Here is a 16,194-nt window from a genome sequence, read left to right on the forward strand (position 1 = left end):
GAAAAGTGCCTTCCTCGTACGAAATGACTAGAAGTAAATGAAATTAATTGAGAATAGTTATCAACTACCATTGACATTGATAATCATTATCAATTAAGATGACGTTGGAAGCAAAAGCCAATCAATCACGAAAGGAAGATTTGATGATGATACAAAATGCCATTTCAAATAGAGAATTACTGGACCAACAAGAGAGGCGCGAATCGAATGCGAGATCCTATCCGAGAAGAATTCCACTGGCAATCAGTGAAGCGGAGGGAATCTATGTGACGGACATGGAAGGGAATAAATACTTGGATTGCTTAGCGGGAGCGGGAACACTAGCCCTGGGACACAATCACCCGGCGGTCATTGAGGCCATGGAACAAGTGATCCGTGATAAACGACCATTACATACGTTAGATATTACGACGCCTGTGAAAGAGGAGTTTGTGAATGAATTATTCTCCTCTTTGCCGGAAGGATTTCGTGATCGTGCCAAGATCCAATTCTGTGGGCCGACAGGCGGCGATGCGATTGAGGCTGCGTTGAAATTAGTGAAGACGGCAACCGGTAGACAAAGCATCCTCACGTTTCAAGGCGGATACCACGGTGCTACTCACGGAACGATGGCGATCAGCGGCAACCTGGGGCCCAAAAAGAAAGTGCAAGGATTGATGCCTGATACTCATTTCTTACCTTACCCATATACATACCGATGCCCATTTGGGATAGGAGGAGAGGAAAGTCATCGCATCAGCAGTCAATACATCGAGAATCTCCTTGATGATCCCGAAAGTGGAATATTACCACCGGCTGCCATGATTTTTGAAACGGTTCAAGGGGAAGGGGGTTCGATCCCGGCACCGATCGAATGGATTAAGGAAATGAGAAGAATCACGAAAGAAAGAGGAATTCCACTCATCATCGATGAAGTGCAGACGGGAATCGGACGTACCGGGGAACTGTTCTCTTTTGAACATGCAGGAATCGTACCGGATGTGTTTGTTCTTTCAAAAGCTATTGGAGGAAGTCTTCCCCTATCCGTCGTGATATATGATCGTGACCTGGATGCCTGGGAACCAGGGGCACATATCGGCACATTCAGAGGAAATCAAATGGCCATGGCTGCAGGGACAGCAACATTAAAGTTCATTAAGGAAAATCACTTGGCTGCACATGCCGGGGAAATGGGAGAAAGACTTCTTTCATCCTTGAGAGAGCTTCAACAAGAATTTCCTGAGATAGGTGATGTAAGAGGAAGAGGACTGATGGTAGGTGTGGAAATCACTGATCCGGCTAAACCTCATTCAGCGAGCGGAAGTCAGCCGGCTAATCCTGCCGTTGCAAGCGGAATCCAGCGTGAATGCTTCAAACGTGGATTGATCCTTGAGGTAGGGGGGAGACATGGGGCAGTGGTCCGTTTCCTTCCGCCATTGATCATCACAAGAGAGCAAGTCGATGAAGTGGTGTCGATATTCAGAGAAGCTTTAATAGCCTCTCTTGCGGAGTGAAACCATGAAAATGAAAACAGTCGAAAGAAAAACCAGCCAGAATATGGACTCCTTCTTTCTACATCAAGGGGAAGAAGGAATCCGTGCATTTAATGAACTGATAGAGGGAGTCAGCAGGAAACTGCAAAAGCTATATGAAGGTACCGGGAATCCTTTTATCGGGAAAATGCCCGGTGCAATAAAAGAAGAAATCAAACCGATCATGACGTTTACTCCTGAAGGGAAATCCTTTGAAGACGTCCTTGATGAAATCGATGGACCGATATTAAAAAACAGTCTTCATATTTCCCATCAAAAGAGTATGGCCCATTTACATTGTCCTCCCCTTCTCCCCGGGGTGGCGGCGGAACTGATCATCGCAACCCTTAATCAATCAATGGATTCCTGGGATCAGAGTACGGCTGCCACCTATGTGGAAGCGGAAATGGTGAAGTGGTTGACTGAAAAAATAAAGCTTCCAGAAGCATCCGGCGGAGTCTTTACAAGTGGTGGGACACAATCCAATTATATGGGAATCCTGTTAGCACGTGATGCATTCTGTCATTCGAAATGGAACCATAACGTACAACAGGATGGTTTACCCGAAGGCTTTAACCGATTAAGGATTCTTTGCTCAGAAGAAGCCCATTTCACTGTAAAGAAAGCAGCATCCCAGCTGGGGTTGGGAGAACAAGCGGTTGTGACGGTTGAGACCGATGAAAATCATCGAATGAGCGTCCGGGAAGTGAATGAAACACTACAGAAGCTTGATAAAGAGAACCTATTGCCCTTTGCCCTTGTTGCGACGTGTGGGACCACCGATTTTGGAAGTATCGACCCAATGGAGGAACTGGCAGAAATCGCCCGTGGGCAGGGACTATGGTTCCATATCGATGCCGCATACGGCGGTGGACTGATGTTGAGTCATTCTCATGCTGACAAACTGAAAGGGTTGGAGAACGCCGACTCCATTACGGTGGATTTCCACAAATTATTTTACCAGCCGATCAGTTGCGGAGCTTTCCTCGTTAAGGATGAGGTGAATTTCCGTTATCTATCCTATCATGCTGATTACTTGAATCCCGTAAAGGACGATGAAGAGGGCATCTTGAACCTGGTGAATAAGTCGGTTCAAACAACGAGAAGATTCGATGCGTTAAAACTGTATCTTTCCTTAAAGACACTAGGGACCGACCTTTTTGGCAGTATGATCGATGAAACGGTGAAGCTCGCCAGATACACAGCTTCTTATATGGAAGAGTTAGAGGGCTTTGTGATACAAAACCCTGAACCGGAAATCAATACAGTCATCTTTCGCTATCAGCCAAAAAGGATGGAAGGAAAGGATTTGGATTTGAATCATTTGAACCGGACGATCCAACAAACACTGCTTTATAAGGGTAAAGGGGTTATCGCGAAAACAGTGATCAAGGGTCATACCTTCTTGAAATTGACGTTATTAAATCCAAGAACAAAGCCGGAGGATATTCATTCCCTTCTACACGAGATTGAAGAAATCGGCACTGAATTAGTAAATGGAGGGGTTATACATTGAGAAATTCTAAGGAAATGGCTGAACATGCAACGATGCAAAGCTTTCTAAATTGCTATTTAAGAGAAACAGGGAACTACGCTGAAGAGAGTCGCTACGACAAAGATCCGTCACTTGGACAGTTTGAGAAAGTCATCGTCTCTCATTTGGTACTGCAGCAGATTGAATTGATTATACCAGTAACATACTGGTCACTGACGGATCGTCATCTATTCGGCTTTCCCCTCTATTACCGAGTCGGAGAAAGCGAATTAAAACCACTCGACTACGTTACCCTTACAACGCTAGTGGTGAAAGAGTTCTTACTGGATAAGCGCCACCACGGGTCAGAAGATGAACTTCTATTAAGAGTGATATTAAGCTGTAGGAGTATAAAAAGCTATGTTGAAAGTAGGGTGAACGACAATGAGGTGCTCTCGGATGAAGAATTTGACTATATCGATGCTGAGCAATCCCTCCTATTCGGGCATATGCTTCATCCAACCCCGAAAAGTAAACAGGGCCTGACGGAACAAGAAGACCATCTGTATTCTCCTGAATATAAAGGGGAATTTCAGCTTCATTACTTTAGTGCGGAAAAATCATTGGTAGAACAGGATTCAAGTGCCGACAAATCTGCAGCTTCCATCATTTTTGAAGAGTTAAAGGATGATTCTGGTGTAGATCAGAAATGGTTACAGAAGCTGCTGAAAGATGGAGATCGTATTTTAGTTCCTGTTCACCCTCTTCAAGTAAAGACATTATTGGTAAAAGAGAACGTACAACACCTGATGGCAGAAGGACGACTGGAATATATCGGTCCGATAGGGAAGCGCTTTACGGCTACGTCATCGTTTAGAACGGTCTATAGCAAAGAATCGCGGTACATGTATAAATTCTCCGTCCCTGTCAAAATCACAAACTCTCTTCGCATCAACCAAAAGAAGGAGCTGGCAAGGGGAGTAGAGGTTTCGAGATTACTCGAAACGGAAGTGGGAAAAAGCCTTAGCAGAGAGTTCCCACGTTTTAAGGTCATCCAGGATCCTGCTTATTTAAACTTGGACCTGAAAGAGGAAGTGTCCGGGTTTGAGCTGGTCATCAGGGAAAATCCTTTCTATGAAAACAGTTGCGGGACCAGCTTGATCGCAGCTTTATGCCAGGATCCTGCGTATGGAGGAAAAACCAGAATTCATTCCATAGTTAAAGGAATATCCGAAAGGGAGAATCGAAGTCTGGAAGAAGTGAGCCTGGAATGGTTCGACCGATACTTATCCCTGACGCTGGATCCGATGATCTGGCTGTTCCACACGTACGGGATTGCCATGGAGGCTCATCAGCAGAACTCAGTGATCCAACTTAGTAATGGTTATCCTGAAACCTTCTATTACAGAGATAATCAGGGATACTACTATAGCGAATCGAAAGTCGGAAAACTCAAAGAGCTGCTTCCTGACTTAAATCAAGAAAGCGACACGATTTGTGCCGATGAAGTGGCAGAGGAACGATTGCGCTATTACTTCTTCTTTAACCATTTATTCGGACTGATCAATGGTTTTGGAGCAAGTGGTCTCATCGATGAAGAAAAACTTATGAATCTTGTAAAGGAACGTCTGGAGTACCATGAACAGCAGTGGGGGGAAGATTCCAATCTACTGAGCAGTTTATTATATCAACCGGTCCTTCCGTGTAAAGCGAATCTATTGACTCGATTCTATGACATGGATGAACTGGTCGGTCCAATGGAAGCCCAGTCGGTCTATACGATGGTGAAAAACCCCCTTGCCAAAGAGGTGGAAATCCATCATGTCCTTTGACTACGAGGTGTATGATCAAGAAATCAAAAAGACCGTTCAATTTAAGAAAATCGAATTTGACCGGGACGCGGAGCTTATCCATAAATGGATGATGGAGGAACACGTCCATCCATTCTGGAATTTAAATATTCCATTTGAAAAGTTTCAAGACCATTTGAAAAAAGCTTTGTCTGATTCACATCAAACCCTTTACGCAGGGTATCTTGACGGTGTGGCCATGAGTTACTGGGAGGCCTATCGGGTAAAAGGCGACGTGGTGGAGGAAACGTATCCTTCTGCTCCTTTCGATCAAGGTGTGCATCTGTTAATCGGAGAGAGGGAGTATCTTGGTAAAGGACTTTCCCTGCCATTATTACGAGCCATGGTGTCGTTTCAGTTTCAAGAAAAGAAGACTACTAAAGTCGTAGCGGAACCGGATATTCGAAATGACAAAATGATCCATGTTTTTGAGAAATGCGGCTTTAAACCGGTTAAACCAATTACTCTCCCTGACAAAACCGGACTGCTCATGTTCTGTGAGAGAAGCGAATTTGAAAAGAGGTGGCTGAATGAAGGACTTCACGAACACATCAAATGAATTATATGACGTCATCGGGATCGGATTGGGTCCGTTTAATCTGGGGTTAGCCGCTTTATTGGATTCGGTACCCGAAGTGAAAAACGTATTTTTGGAAAAAAAGAACGCCTTCAATTGGCATCCGGGCATGCTGATTGACGGAACGACCTTACAAGTACCGTTCTTCGCGGATTTAGTCAGTATGGCAGATGTACGAAGTGATTACAGCTTTCTCCGCTATCTGGAGGCTCATAATCGCTTATATCACTTTTACTTTCTGGAAAAATTTCATATCCCGCGCAAAGAATATAACCATTATTGCCAATGGGTGAGTGAGCAGCTGGATACATGCCGATTCGGGATGGATGTCCAAAGTGTCATCCCGGTCCAATTGGGGAGTGGGGAAAGTATATATGAGGTCACCATATGGAATGATTCCCTTCAACAAACGGAAACTATGTTCACGAAACATCTCGTACTGGGAATTGGTTCTGTTCCTTCTGTACCTGAAGCCTTTCAGGGAATGCTGGGCAAAACCGTCTTTCACAGTGCCGACTATTTATCCAATAAGGAGATATGTGCACAAGCTGAATCGGTTGCTGTTATCGGATCAGGCCAAAGTGCAGCCGAAGTGTTTCTTGATGTAGCCAAAGAGCAGGAGAATCAAGGATTTTCCCTGCAATGGTATACACGATCAAAGGGATTCTTCCCGATGGAATATTCAAAACTTGGACTTGAGTATTTTTCTCCTGACTATACCAGGTTCTTTTATCAGCTTCCACAGGAAAAGAAGGATCAGCTCCTACAGGAACAAGACCTTCTGTATAAAGGGATCAGTTCAGAGACGATCGCCGATATATATGATTATTTATATGAACGATCCGTAGGAAGCGAGGAGCCCGATATCGCCTTGCAGGCCATGACAGAGATCGTCGGGATTGAAAAGACTGAAACGTCCTTTGAGCTGCATGGCTATCATCGAATCAAGGATGAACATTTTGTAGATAAAGCAGATGTCATCATTCTTGGCACTGGCTATAAGCCTGCATTCCCGGGATTCCTTTCAAAAATGAAAGAGTGGATTGCATGGGATGAATATGACAGATACCAAGTGAAAGAAGATTATCGATTAGAAACCTATGTAAAAGGTATGGGTGAAATTTTTGTTCAGAACGGTGAAATGCATACTCACGGAGTCGGGGCACCTGATCTTGGACTCGGTGCACACCGTAATGCGATCATCATCAATACCATTACAGGGAGAAACGTATTTCCGGTTCAGAACAAAAATGTGTTTCAAACCTTTGGAACGAAAGCGGCTCACATTCCGGTTCCTCTCTGATGCAAAGGAAACATAGACTAAGTGAAAGAAGGGATAATATGTTATTCAGTGAAGAAATTCAAAGTGTTTTTAAGAGTGATAGCTGGACGAAAGTAAACAAGAAATTGATTGGTAAAATGCTGTCTGAGTATATGTATGAAGATATGATCCGTCCTGAAGTCCTCTCGGAAAATGGGGAAGATATTGAATATTCCCTGCAGGTCACAGATTCCAAGCACTATCACTATATCGCACAAAAACGATTGTTTGATAGTTTAGATGTGAAATGGACGACGGTATATATCGTTGAAAATGGAGGAAGAAAGGAAGCTGATAGCGCAATAGAGCTATTGGTCGATCTCCAGGAGGTCATCGGGATTTCATCTGAGACGGCGGGGCACTTAATCAAGGAAATGAACAGCACTTTAATAGCCGATGCCCATCTTCTTGAAAGAGAAACGAAAACATCGGACGAACTGATTCATGAAGACTACGCTACCCTCGAAGGTTATATGACAGGGCACCCATGGATTACATATAACAAAGGGAGAATCGGGTTCGGATATGATGATTACCTTGCCTTTGCTCCTGAACAACAGAAGGAGGTCCAGCTTTCCTGGATTGCCGTACATAAGGACCTTGCATCGTTTCAATCTGTGGAAGGATTGGATTATGAAACGTTGATTGCCGATGAACTAAGTGAGGAAGACCGAATCCGTTTTGACAAGATCGTAAAACAAAATGGAAACGAACCATCGGAATACTATTTCTTGCCGGTGCACGCGTGGCAATGGAAAAACACACTCATTCAGAATTTCCCTGAGGAGCTGGCAATGGGTCGCATCATTCCCTTGGGAGAGGGGGAAGACCGCTACCTTCCTCAGCAGTCGATCCGCACATTTGTGAATACAACGAACAAAGATAAGCATCATGTGAAGCTTCCGATGAGCATTTTGAACACGCTGGTTTATCGGGGACTGCCATCTGAACGAACCGTGATTGCTCCCAAGGTGACAGAGTTCATTAAAGGGATGGCTGAAAAGGATCCATTTTTAAAAGAGGAATGCCGGGTCATCCTGCCAGGGGAAAATGCCAGTATGAATGTGAATCACCACTACTATACCCAATTAAAGCAGGCACCGTACCAATACCTGGAGATGCTTGGAACCATATGGAGAGAAAGCATCTATACGTATTTAGAAGACGGGGAACAAGCGATTACACTGGCCGCCTTACTGTATGAAGATCATAACGATAAACCGTATGTTGAGAGTTTAATTGAACAATCAGGCCTGGACTCAGAAGCATGGATGAAACAATTTTTCAAAGTCGCAATGGATCCTCTTCTCCATTACCTTTACCAATACGGAACGGTTTTTTCTCCCCACGGCCAAAATACAATTGTCGTATTAAAGGATGGGAAACCACACCGATTAGCCATTAAAGATTTTGTAGATGACGTCAATATTTCAGACCAGGATTTCCCTGAGCTGCAAGGGCTGTCAACTGAATTTAAAGCGGTCCTTCGAACGGAGCCGCCTGAAGGGCTTACACAGTTTATCTTCACGGGTCTCTTTATCTGTCACCTGAGATACTTAAGTAACCTGTTGAAAAACAATGGAATGATGGAAGAAGAAACATTCTGGGGTCTCCTTGCTGAATCCATACTCAACTATCAGGAACGTTTTCCGCAGTTACAAGAACGCTTCAAGCTGTTTGACTTCTTTAAACCGGAGCTTACGAAACTTTGTCTGAACCGGAACCGTATGGTGGACTACGGTTACTCTGATGACGATGACCGCCCACACGCTTCTGAATTCGGGAAAGTGACAAACGCTCTGGCTGCATATAAAATCAACCGGACTGTTGGGTCAATCTGATCAGCTTTAATTCCCAAATAGAAAGGAGGGTCATATCCTGAGTACAATTGTTCAGAAATTCGGTGGAACCTCTGTTGGTTCTACCGAGAGAATAAAACGAATGGCAGACAGAGTCATGCGGGAGAAGGAAAAAGGTCATGACGTCGTCGTTGTCGTTTCTGCTATGGGGAAAACCACCGACGCACTCGTAAAGTTGGTAAGTGACATCACGAGTGAGCCAAGTAAGAGAGAGATGGATATGCTATTGTCAACGGGTGAACAAGTAACGATCTCCCTCCTTTCCATGGCTCTGCAACAACAAGGGGTGGAGGCGATTTCTTTCACAGGATGGCAGGCAGGCATTCAAACGGATTCAGTCCTTGGAAATGCCCATATTCAATCCATTGATACAGGTCGCATTCTAAACGAATTGGATCATGGAAAAGTGGTTGTAGTGGCAGGTTTTCAAGGAGTAACGGAAGATGGGGACATTTCCACTTTGGGAAGAGGGGGATCCGATATCACGGCAGCTGCACTTGCGTCCGCATTAAAGGCAGATCGGTGTGACATCTATACGGATGTCGACGGAGTATACACCTCTGATCCCAGATTTGTTCCGAAAGCATCGAAGCTCACCTCCCTTTCCTATGAAGATATGCAGAATTTAGCCTCCATGGGAGCAGGTGTACTACATCCAAGGGCGGTTAAACATGCAAAGAAATTCGGAATTCCACTCTATATAAAATCCAGCTTTGAAAAGGGCAGGGGTACCATGATTCATGGGAAGGCAAAGCAGATTGGATCAAATCCTGTGATAGGTGTCACATTTGAAAAGGATATTAATAGAGTAGAAATGTTTGATTGTGAAGATGTCGAAGGGTTCCGGAAAGCACTGATGTGTGAGCTGGCATCTCGTCATATTCAGGCGGATGTCTATAAACAAACCTGTAGGAACTCATTATCCTTATTGATCAAAGAACAAGACCTTCAAGAAGTATTATCGATCCTGGATAAAGAGAAAGAGAAATGGATGTACTCACGAATTGAACGAAAACGAGGTCTGTCAAAGGTCTCGGTCATCGGGCAAAATATTAAATCACAGCCGGCCATAAAAATGGATATGTGCAAAATTTTACTAGAAAATGCCGTGAGAGTGAAACTAGTGGGTGAATCTGCTATTAGCGTTACGGCAGTCGTTGAGAAAAGCCAGGTCCAGCTGGCGGCAGAACGTTTGCATACCGGGTTTGGGTTGGATTATAAAGTCGTGATGAAGGCTTCAATGTGAATCAAAGGGGCTTATAACCATTATTTTAGAAACCATGTACTATTATAAGTGAAAAGGAGAAAAAGTCGATTTCATCAGAATCGATTTTTTCTCCTTTTTTCACGTAGTTACGTTAGAAATGTTAAATGTAAATCTTGAATTAATAAACCCCAACAGCATCCCATGCTGCTTTAACGGAATTGTAAGTAGCACTTCCGTTACCGTAAAGATCTGCAGCCGACTGTAGAAGAGCCGCACGAGCATAACTGAAGTTACTTGTTGGTGTTAAGTAAACAGTCAGAGCACGATAGTAGATTTTTTCGGCTTTAACTTTCCCAATGCTTGAGATCGTGTTGTAAGCCGCTTTATTTGGAATACCAGAGTTTGTATGAACGCCTCCGTTATCGGAAGAGGTGTTCACATAGTTATTCATATGAGCGGGTTGTCCATATTGAGTAGGATTCGATAGACTGCGAAGGGCGTCTCCTGAAATGCCTGGAGTGTAGATATCTTCACCTAATAAGTAATCGCCCGGATCTAAGAAATAACCAAAAACATCAGAGAATGATTCGTTCAAAGCACCAGATTGATATTGATATTGTAATCCGGCAGTACGTTCCGTTACGGCATGAGTCAGTTCATGGGCAACGACATCCAATGCACCCGATAGGGAAGTGAAGGTTGTGCCGTCCCCATCGCCATATACCATTTGGGAACCATTCCAGAATGCATTATTGTAATTCGAGCCGTAATGGACAGTGGAGCGGATGGTAGCTCCGTTATTGTCATAGCTATTTCGGTTATGAGTATTTTTATAATAGTCATATACTTTGCCTGCATACGCATGGGCATCTACTTCAGCCGCTTGCGAGTAAGCAGTCCACGCATTATTGCTATCGACTGTGTAGCTTCCTGGAAGACTTGAACCGTTTTGAGCTGTACGGGTTTCGATGACGCCATTCATTGGCTTCGTCACATCATATAAGTAATAAGTACCATTTGAATAATAAGTATTAAGATCTTTATAGTCATCCAATACGCCATATCCGTAACCGGTTGTAGCAGCGTCCGTCACTGCGTTGTAAGCTTCCACGATGGAGCCGTCAGTCGCATCAACGTACACCTGCCAGTTAGCTCCATACGGTTGGATGAATTGAAGCTGCACTTTATAAGCAAGCGTGAAATTCCCATCCTTTTCATGTATCACTAGATCATTTTTAACGTTTGTGCTTTCAACATCACTGTCTTTCTTCGCATCAAGAACATGCGCGTCGTGAGTACCTGCCACTGTGTCTGCTTCAGAAACACCAATATGCTTCCATGCTAAATCTGCAGCTGACTTTTGATTGATTTTTGATTTTGTCTTGGTTACTTTTTTAGAAGCTTCTTTATAAAGTTGGCCCGTTGTAGCCGTCACTTCATTCTTTTTATTTGTATGGACAATGAAGATCGCTCCATCAACAGGAACACCGTCCACTGATTGTGTGAATTTATAATGTGACATTCCCAGTTCATCTGTCGTCTTTTCCAGTAATGTCAATTCAGAATGAGGATCTATTGCAAATAGCCCTTTATTGTCCTTCAGGAACTTTTTAACATCTTTATCGTTCTTTACAATCCCTTTTGATAGTTTACCAGATAAGAAGCTAGGTCCTTTTTTATCTATGTTCATGACCTTTTGATGAATGTCCATTTTTGAAGTAATAGAATCTGAAGACTGAGCAAATGTGGTGGCACCTGTAAAGGATGCGCTGAATACAAGAGAAGTACCTAGTGCTAAACTAACGAGTTTCTTTCTCGACATAATTACAATTTCCCCTTTTGATCATAGATTTGAGAAATAGCTATTTCTTTTGGCCCCGGCGGCTAATTAGAAGTTTAGTAAAAAGTTGCAAGATTGACAATGGGAAAAATGGTAATTTTCAGTAAATTTAAAATATTTCGTGTTATGTTATGTCGATTTCACGCAAATAGAAGGGGAATTTCTTCTGTTATCTATCCATTTTGTAAAAAAATATTTTTCTGGGAATATTCCACTATTTTTTGTGCAAGGAAGAAAAAAAGGAAATATGGTTTATGGAAGTGGCAGCTTTTGGTATAATAAATGTGAATGATTTCACAAACTTGAATATTTCATAACCTTTAAAAAGAAATGAGTTGATCAAGTGGGAAAGAAAGTTGTGATAGCTGGGGGAACAGGCTTTATCGGTCAGTATCTTCAGAAGAAATTTCTTGAAATGGGTGATGCAGTGACCATCATTTCAAGGCAGTCTCCCCACGTTTCCTGGGACGATCAAGAGGGAGTGGTTCAATCATTAGAAGGAGCGGAACTGCTTATTAACCTTGCAGGAAAGTCTGTCGACTGCCGTTATAATGATAAAAACAAAGCAGAGATCTTTCAATCCAGGACGGAAACGACCAAGGCGCTGGGGGATGCCCTTTTGCAGTGCAAGAATCCTCCTTCCTTATGGATCAATTCCAGTACGGCAACGATTTATCGACACGCAGAAGACCGGCCTATGACAGAGGATGGTGGCGACATCGGCATAGGTTTCTCCGTTGAAGTAGCGAAGGAGTGGGAGAAAGCGTTCTTCTCATACCGCTTACCGGCAACCAGACAAGCAGCTTTGCGAATGGCGATTGTATTAGGACCTGGCGGCGGAGTCATGACACCATACAGAAACTTAGTCAGATTTGGTCTCGGAGGTGTACAGGGGCCGGGAAATCAGAGATTTAGCTGGGTTCATATAGAAGATGTGTTCCGCATTATGCTATTTCTTATGGAACAAAAGAAGCTAAGCGGAGTGTTCAACTGCTCTTCCCCAGAACCTGTCACGAATCGAGAATTCATGACACACTTACGTACGATGATGAACAAAAAGATAGGACTGCCGACTCCGAAATGGATGCTCGAAGCAGGTGCCATGTTTATCAAAACTGAAACAGAACTGGTCCTGAAAAGTAGGTGGGTCATTCCGGAACGATTAGAGACTGCCGGATACGAATTTAAATATGACACGTTGGAAAAGGCACTCGGTCACATTTTGTCTAACTAATGGAAAAAAGGACTTGTCCGTTAACAAGTCCTTTTGATCTCAAATTTTGTTATGTCTGAGGTATTCAAGGCTCATCCGGACGCTGTCAAAAGGAGAAATCCTGGACTCGTCCTGTTCGACAATCCACCAGTTCACATCATGATGTACGCCATAGTCTAAGACAGAATCAATGTCCACACCACCCGCACCCAATTCAGCAAAAAATCGTTCTCCGTCCGTCGTCATATCTTTTAAATGAACAAGGGGGGTCCTATCATGGTAACGTTTCAACCATTCCATCGGATTTTCACCAGCATAGGTCAGCCAATAAATATCAAACTCTGCTTTGACCCAATCGGGATTGGTTTCCAGAAAGGATGGTATCCAGTGCTGTTTTCCCGTTTGACAGTGTGGATAATTCGAATTCGTGATTGTGATAGCACAGAGTAATCCCTTCGTCTGAACACCTTTCACCAAACGAGTTGAGATCATCGACTAATTGAATATAATGTTCCTCAGTTCTTTCTTCCGGAAGCAGATACGGACACACAATGTACTTGCTGCCAAGCTCCAGCTGATCGTGAATCACTTTGCTCACATCACTTCTTAAGTCGGTTAGCGGTATATGACTGGAAGCGACCCGTAGTTCCAGCTGATCGAGTTTTTTCTTAAGCTCTTTTGCTGATAGCCCTCCATAGCCTGCCAGTTCAACTCCCTCATAGCCCAGTTCGGCCACTTTTTGAAGAGTTCCTGTAAAGTCCTTTTCTAACTCAGTTCGTAATGTATACATTTGCAGGGCAATCGGAATTTGTTTCATCTTCACACACTCCTATCCTCTTGTCATGTTCTCATTGATTTTAGAAAGAACATTTTTATATACTTCTAAATCCTCCTCAGAAATTCCTTTAAGAAGGGTCTCTTCATATAATCCTTCTATAAATGGAGACAGTTCATCCTTTGCTGTCTTCCCTTTCTCAGTGATGAAAATAAGGAAAGACCTTCTATCCTCTGTGTTTTTCTGTTTGTAAATCAGTTCTTTCCGTTCCAATATGTCTAATATCCTGGTCAGGGTCGGCTGATCTTTTTCTGATTTCAAGGCCAGTTGTTTTTGACTGATTCCATCCTGCTCAGCTAATCGCTTCAACACCGTCCACTGCTCGGGTGTCACATCAAATTCCTTCAGATGAAGTGTAAGGAATCGAATAATATTCTTCACAGTATGGCTCGTATACAAGCCAATGGATTCATCACGGGACATCGTCATTATTTTCACCTGCTACATTCATTTTCTTCTCTTAATCATACATGAAATTCAGGATGATTTGAGAGTTTCATCAAAAGTACTTCATTTGTTTGTCACAACAACTATATTTACAAATATACATGTTATAGATATAATTAGTATAACAACTAATCGGATGAAGGAGAATCTTATGAGTCATTCCAATCAAACAACTATATGGACACGGCCATTTTTTATGGCATTAGTGAATAATTTTTTTATCTTTTTAGTCTTTTATTCGTTGTTAACTGTTCTGCCACTCTATGTGATTGATGTACTTCATGGAACAGAAGGGCAGGCAGGGCTTGCTACAACGGTTTTTTTATTATCAGCCATTATTGTGAGGCCCTTTTCGGGGAAAATCATTGAGCTTTTAGGCAAGAAAAAAACGCTGATCATAAGTGTGATGATGTTTGGCATTTCTTCATTCATTTACTTCTGGGTAAATGATTTTTATCTTTTAATGGCGCTCCGCTTCTTTCACGGAATCTGGTTCAGTATCGGCTCAACGGTCATGGTGGCGATTGCCGCAGATATGATCCCTCCCCAAAGAAAGGGAGAGGGGCTTGGTTACTTTGCCATGTCAATGAACTTGGCGGTTGTGGTAGGACCGTTTCTTTCGTTAGCCCTCATTCGATGGATCCCATACACTTCTTTATTTATGGGACTTGCATGGGTAATCGTCATTGGGTTTCTCTGCTCCTTTGGTATTCAGGTGACAGAGGACGATGTGGTGAAAGAAGATGTGTCTAAACGGTTAACCCTTAAGGATTTAATGGAAGTGAAAGCAATCCCGATTGCCTTGGTAGGTTTCTTAACTTCTTTTGCTTACTCCGGGATCATGTCGTTTATATCCGTCTATGCGAAATCTGTCGGTTTATTCGAATCCGTCAGCTTATTCTTCGTCGTCTTTGCAGCTGCTATGCTGCTATCGCGCCCTTATACAGGACGCTTATATGACAGGTCAGGACCCAATTCAGTCATCTATCCGTCCCTTATTATTTTTGCCATCGGTTTGATTCTTTTGAGTGTTACTCATTCCGTCCTTCTATTATTGGTTGCAGGAACCCTTATCGGACTTGGTTACGGTGCTTTGCTTCCGAGTTTTCAAACCATGTCCATTGTTGCTGCCCCTAAGAGGAGAACAGGGCATGCGACGGCTACGTTCTTTATCTTTTATGACCTTGGGATTGCCGTTGGATCGTTTGTATTGGGAGTCGTTTTATCCCAGTTTGGATTTTCGGCTTTGTATCTCATTTGCAGTGGAGTGATAATTATAACGATCGCGGTTTATAATGTAGTGACCAAACGTGGAAATCATGGTGAAAATCAGAACGATAACGTATTGGAATTGTAACTGAAACAGAAGAAGAGGACTTACCATAATTCGGTAAGTCCTCTTTCTCATTTAATTAAAGCGGATGCTGATTGTCTATCAAAATTTATACGGGCAACTTTCTTCTCGTTTTTAAACAATATATAATGGGCGGTGGCAATTTTTTCTTCAACATAATCAATAGAGAAAGTCCCTGATGGATCGGTAAGACTCCCGATTGCACGGGATAAATGATCGATCACATGCTTTAAATGTTCTGTCCTCTTTAATTCGTTATCTGTATTCATTTGATCCATGATTTCAAATGCAAGATTTTGAACATGATACAGACGTCTCTGCTCCATACTGAAGATTCTCCCTTCACATCAAACATATCTCTTTGATTATATGGTGAAAGCTTCAGATATATGATGATTACTCTCCACGAATCAGGTATGAAAAAGGGTGGAAAAGTACACTCTAAAGATAATAAGGGAGGTGTTTGAAGATGGCACAAGACGTATTATGTGAAGTAAGCAACTGCAAATACAACCGAGAAGGCAAGAAGTGCTCCGCAGACCAGATTTTCGTTGTCAGTCATAAAGGAAACAAAGCCCACAACAGTGAAGAAACAGATTGTAAAACATTCGATCCGGGTATGTAATGGATAGAAGGCAACCATAGGCGTGGTTGTCTTCTTTTTATATAGTATTGATAATAATTCTCATTCTTATACAAAAAAAGC

15 protein-coding genes are annotated in these 16,194 nt (G+C 42.8%); 10 read left to right on the forward strand and 5 right to left on the reverse strand.

From position 1 onward, the window contains the following. The first annotated feature begins 143 nt into the window (after positions 1–143). The 7 genes from ACIFOD_RS09015 to ACIFOD_RS09045 are packed head-to-tail and all read left to right on the forward strand — an operon-like array spanning position 144 to position 9,838. Positions 144–1,493: an aspartate aminotransferase family protein gene (locus ACIFOD_RS09015; RefSeq protein ID WP_430314350.1), complete on the forward strand. Its 1,350-nt coding sequence runs from the start codon at positions 144–146 to the stop codon at positions 1,491–1,493. A 10-nt stretch (positions 1,494–1,503) separates the two neighbouring features. Next, positions 1,504–3,027 carry a pyridoxal phosphate-dependent decarboxylase family protein gene (locus tag ACIFOD_RS09020; RefSeq protein WP_430314351.1) on the forward strand — a complete coding sequence of 508 codons (1,524 nt, stop codon included), beginning with the start codon at positions 1,504–1,506 and terminating at the stop codon, positions 3,025–3,027. After that, a complete protein-coding gene (locus tag ACIFOD_RS09025; RefSeq protein ID WP_430314352.1) occupies positions 3,024–4,817 on the forward strand; it encodes an IucA/IucC family protein in 1,794 nt (597 codons plus the stop codon). The genes ACIFOD_RS09020 and ACIFOD_RS09025 overlap by 4 nt, the downstream gene beginning before the upstream one ends. Positions 4,818–4,839: 22 nt before the next feature. Next, positions 4,840–5,394 carry a GNAT family N-acetyltransferase gene (locus ACIFOD_RS09030; protein ID WP_430314410.1) on the forward strand — a complete coding sequence of 185 codons (555 nt, stop codon included), beginning with the start codon at positions 4,840–4,842 and terminating at the stop codon, positions 5,392–5,394. Next, positions 5,366–6,715 (forward strand): lysine N(6)-hydroxylase/L-ornithine N(5)-oxygenase family protein, encoded by a 1,350-nt coding sequence (locus ACIFOD_RS09035; protein WP_430314353.1) that lies wholly within the window; start codon positions 5,366–5,368, stop codon positions 6,713–6,715. Before ACIFOD_RS09030 ends, ACIFOD_RS09035 begins: the two co-directional genes overlap by 29 nt. 38 nt (positions 6,716–6,753) lie before the next feature. After that, positions 6,754–8,574: an IucA/IucC family protein gene (locus ACIFOD_RS09040; protein WP_430314411.1), complete on the forward strand. Its 1,821-nt coding sequence runs from the start codon at positions 6,754–6,756 to the stop codon at positions 8,572–8,574. Between the two features lie 37 nt (positions 8,575–8,611). Next, positions 8,612–9,838 (forward strand): aspartate kinase, encoded by a 1,227-nt coding sequence (locus ACIFOD_RS09045; protein ID WP_430314412.1) that lies wholly within the window; start codon positions 8,612–8,614, stop codon positions 9,836–9,838. A 139-nt stretch (positions 9,839–9,977) separates the two neighbouring features. Here ACIFOD_RS09045 and ACIFOD_RS09050 read toward each other — a convergent pair whose 3' ends face one another. After that, a complete protein-coding gene (locus tag ACIFOD_RS09050) occupies positions 9,978–11,621 on the reverse strand; it encodes a M4 family metallopeptidase (protein WP_430314354.1) in 1,644 nt (547 codons plus the stop codon). Positions 11,622–11,982: 361 nt separating this feature from the next. On the opposite strand from ACIFOD_RS09050, the gene ACIFOD_RS09055 reads away from it, so the two are divergent. Next, entirely contained in the window at positions 11,983–12,873 is an 891-nt protein-coding gene (locus tag ACIFOD_RS09055; RefSeq protein ID WP_430314355.1) for a TIGR01777 family oxidoreductase, read from the forward strand. Positions 12,874–12,912: 39 nt separating this feature from the next. On the opposite strand, the gene ACIFOD_RS09060 is transcribed toward ACIFOD_RS09055, so the two are convergent. From ACIFOD_RS09060 to ACIFOD_RS09070, 3 genes are read right to left on the reverse strand one after another with little or no spacing between them, the layout of a single operon-like run. Further along, complete coding sequence (locus tag ACIFOD_RS09060; RefSeq protein WP_430314356.1) at positions 12,913–13,152, reverse strand: hypothetical protein; 240 nt, start codon at positions 13,150–13,152, stop codon at positions 12,913–12,915. A 34-nt stretch (positions 13,153–13,186) separates the two neighbouring features. Next, a complete protein-coding gene (locus ACIFOD_RS09065) occupies positions 13,187–13,669 on the reverse strand; it encodes a sugar phosphate isomerase/epimerase family protein (protein ID WP_430314357.1) in 483 nt (160 codons plus the stop codon). 12 nt (positions 13,670–13,681) lie between these two features. Then, entirely contained in the window at positions 13,682–14,116 is a 435-nt protein-coding gene (locus tag ACIFOD_RS09070) for a MarR family winged helix-turn-helix transcriptional regulator (RefSeq protein ID WP_430314413.1), read from the reverse strand. 169 nt (positions 14,117–14,285) lie between these two features. Here ACIFOD_RS09070 and ACIFOD_RS09075 point away from each other — a divergent pair, with 169 nt between their 5' ends. Next, positions 14,286–15,491 carry an MFS transporter gene (locus ACIFOD_RS09075; protein ID WP_430314358.1) on the forward strand — a complete coding sequence of 402 codons (1,206 nt, stop codon included), beginning with the start codon at positions 14,286–14,288 and terminating at the stop codon, positions 15,489–15,491. Positions 15,492–15,538: 47 nt separating this feature from the next. On the opposite strand, the gene ACIFOD_RS09080 is transcribed toward ACIFOD_RS09075, so the two are convergent. Continuing rightward, a complete protein-coding gene (locus tag ACIFOD_RS09080) occupies positions 15,539–15,814 on the reverse strand; it encodes a hypothetical protein (RefSeq protein WP_430314359.1) in 276 nt (91 codons plus the stop codon). 143 nt (positions 15,815–15,957) lie between these two features. On the opposite strand from ACIFOD_RS09080, the gene ACIFOD_RS09085 reads away from it, so the two are divergent. Continuing rightward, on the forward strand, positions 15,958–16,113 hold the full coding sequence (locus ACIFOD_RS09085) for a DUF1540 domain-containing protein (protein WP_082051198.1): 156 nt from the start codon (positions 15,958–15,960) through the stop codon (positions 16,111–16,113). Positions 16,114–16,194: the final 81 nt, after the last annotated feature.

This window comes from Rossellomorea sp. NRS-1567 (genome assembly GCF_050467885.1).
Classification (GTDB): Bacteria; Bacillota; Bacilli; order Bacillales; family Bacillaceae_B; genus Rossellomorea; species Rossellomorea aquimaris_C.